The organism is Rudaea sp. (assembly GCF_036560865.1).
Classification (GTDB): Bacteria; Pseudomonadota; Gammaproteobacteria; order Xanthomonadales; family Rhodanobacteraceae; genus Rudaea.
The window spans coordinates 1-2,672 of sequence record NZ_DATBQK010000114.1 but is presented as its reverse complement, the minus strand read 5'-3'; the positions used below and the strand labels follow the sequence as shown (position 1 = coordinate 2,672).

5 protein-coding genes are annotated in these 2,672 nt (G+C 61.9%); all 5 read right to left on the bottom strand.

The genetic code is table 11. The features are described from left to right. Positions 1-399, bottom strand: a 399-nt coding sequence (gene rplP / locus VIE67_RS11865; RefSeq protein WP_332026461.1) for a 50S ribosomal protein L16, incomplete at its 3' end; no start/stop codon positions are given. A 75-nt stretch (positions 400-474) separates the two neighbouring features. After that, positions 475-1,230, bottom strand: a complete 756-nt coding sequence (gene rpsC, locus VIE67_RS11860) for a 30S ribosomal protein S3 (protein WP_332026459.1) — start codon at positions 1,228-1,230, stop codon at positions 475-477. 37 nt (positions 1,231-1,267) lie between these two features. Beyond that, positions 1,268-1,597, bottom strand: a complete 330-nt coding sequence (gene rplV, locus VIE67_RS11855; protein WP_332026466.1) for a 50S ribosomal protein L22 — start codon at positions 1,595-1,597, stop codon at positions 1,268-1,270. A gap of 13 nt (positions 1,598-1,610) precedes the next feature. After that, complete coding sequence (gene rpsS, locus VIE67_RS11850; protein WP_332026457.1) at positions 1,611-1,901, bottom strand: 30S ribosomal protein S19; 291 nt, start codon at positions 1,899-1,901, stop codon at positions 1,611-1,613. 5 nt (positions 1,902-1,906) lie between these two features. Next, positions 1,907-2,672: 50S ribosomal protein L2 (rplB, locus tag VIE67_RS11845; protein WP_414707359.1), on the bottom strand; the 766-nt coding region annotated here is incomplete at its 5' end.

The window sequence follows — 2,672 nt, the reverse complement described above, 5'->3', positions numbered from 1 at the left end:
GGCTACGAAGCTGGTGGTCACGGGCAGCTTGGCGGAAGCCAGGCGGAAGGCCTCGCGCGCCGTGGCCTCATCCACGCCTTCCATCTCATACAGCATGGAGCCGGGCTGCACCTTGGCCACCCAGTACTCGACGTTGCCCTTGCCGTTGCCCATACGCACTTCGATGGGTTTCTTGGTAATGGGTTTATCCGGGTATACGCGGATCCACAGCTTGCCGCCGCGCTTGACGAAGCGCGTCACGCAACGGCGTGCGGCTTCGATCTGGCGCGAGGTCAGATGTCCGTGCGTCGTCGCCTTCAGGCCGAACTCGCCGAAGCTCACCTTGTTGCTGACGAAGGCAAGACCGCGGTTGCGGCTCTTCTGTACTTTGCGATATTTGGTGCGTTTGGGTTGCAACATGTTTCTATTCCTCTTTTGCGATTATCCTGATCGCAACGATCAAAAAGCGGTCGTCCTGACCGCACTTTTCAATTTTTACTTCGCAGCGCGCGGTTCACGCGGCTCGCGATCTCTGTGCTCACGCGGCTCGCGCGGTTCGCGGCGCTCGGAGCGCGGCGGAGCTTCGCGGCCTTCGTCTTTGGTCTCGGCACTGGCGGCGGCGAGGTCGAACACTTCGCCCTTGTAGATCCACACCTTGATGCCGATGATGCCGTAGGTCGTCTTCGCCTGCGCGAAGCCGTAGTCGATATCGGCGCGCAGCGTATGCAGCGGCACGCGACCTTCGCGATACCACTCCGAACGCGCGATTTCCGCCCCGTTCAAGCGCCCACCGACATTGATCTTGATGCCCAGCGCACCCAGGCGCATCGCATTGCCGACCGAGCGCTTCATCGCGCGGCGGAACATGATGCGGCGCTCGAGCTGCTGCGCGATCGACTCGGCGACCAGCTGCGCGTCGATTTCCGGCTTGCGCACTTCGGACACGTTGATGTGCGCGGGCACACCCATCATCTTGCTCACGTCCTTGCGCAGCTTCTCGATGTCCTCACCCTTCTTGCCGATGACGACGCCGGGACGCGCGGTATGGATCGTGATGCGCGCGGTCTTCGCAGGACGCTCGATCTGGATCTTCGATACGCCCGCCTGCGCGAGTTTCTCGCGCAGCATTTCGCGCACCTTCAGATCGGCGGCGAGATACAGCGCGTATTCGCGCTTGTTCGCGTACCACTTGGAATTCCAGTCTTTGGAAATCCCGAGGCGAATACCGGTTGGATGAACTTTATGACCCATAATTTTTTCTCGGAAAGTTCTTTATTTAAGATCAGCGTTAGCTGCCGACGACCACGGTGATGTGGCTCGTACGCTTGAGAATCTGCGAGCCGCGGCCCTTGGCGCGTGCATGCATGCGCTTGAGGTGCGGACCTTCGTCCACGGTGATCGTGGCGACTTTCAATTCGTCGACGTCGGCACCGAGATTGTTCTCGGCGTTGGCGACAGCCGAGAGCAGCACTTTCTTGACCAGATGCGCCGCCTTCTTGTCGCTGAACGTCAGCAGATTGGTCGCGCGCCCGACCGGCAGGCCGCGCACCTGATCGGCGACGAGGCGCGCCTTCTGTGCCGAAATGCGCACGCCGCGCAGGATCGCTTTCGCTTGCAAAGTACTCATCGCGTCACCCTTGTGCCTTGGCCTCGGCGGCCTTCTTGTCGCCGGAGTGCCCCTTGAAGGTGCGCGTCACTGCGAACTCGCCGAGCTTGTGCCCGACCATGTTCTCGTTGACCAGCACCGGTACGTGCGCTTTGCCGTTGTGCACGGCGATGGTCAGACCGACCATTTCCGGCAGAATCATCGAACGCCGCGACCAGGTCTTGATCGGACGCTTGGTATTCGTCGCCGAAGCAACTTCCACCTTCTTCAACAGGTGCAAGTCGACGAACGGACCTTTCTTTAATGAGCGAGCCATGTTTATTAACCTCGACGATCGCGCACGATGAACTGCGTCGTGCGCTTGTTCTTGCGGGTCTTGTAACCCTTGGACGGCTGACCCCATGGCGACACCGGATGCGGGTTGCCCTGGCCAGCCTTCGCCTCGCCGCCTCCATGCGGATGGTCGACCGGATTCATCGCCGCGCCGCGCACGGTCGGACGGATGCCGCGCCAGCGCTTCGCACCGGCCTTGCCGAGCTTGCGCAGGTTGTGTTCGGAGTTGCCGACTTCGCCGATCGTCGCGTTGCAGTCCACCGGCACCTTGCGCATTTCGCCGGAGCGCAGACGCAACGTTGCGTAGCCCTGTTCACGTGCGATCAACTGCACCGACGCACCGGCGCTGCGCGCGAGCTGCGCGCCCTTGCCCGGCTTCATCTCGACGCAATGCACGGTGGCACCGATCGGAACGTTGCGCAGTGGCAGCGAATTGCCCGCCTTGATCGGCGCATCGCGGCCGGCCATCAGCTGATCGCCTTCCTTCACGCCTTTCGGCGCGATGATGTAGCGACGCTCGCCGTCGACGTACAGCAACAGCGCGATGTGCGCAGTGCGGTTCGGATCGTATTCCAGGCGCTCGACGCGGCAGGCAACGCCTTCCTTGTCACGCTTGAAATCGACAATGCGGTAATGCTGCTTGGAACCGCCACCCTTGTGCCGCGTGGTGATGCGGCCATAGTGGTTGCGTCCGCCGGTCTTGGATTGCGCCTCGGTCAACGGCGCATACGGATCGCCCTTGTACAGCCCCGGC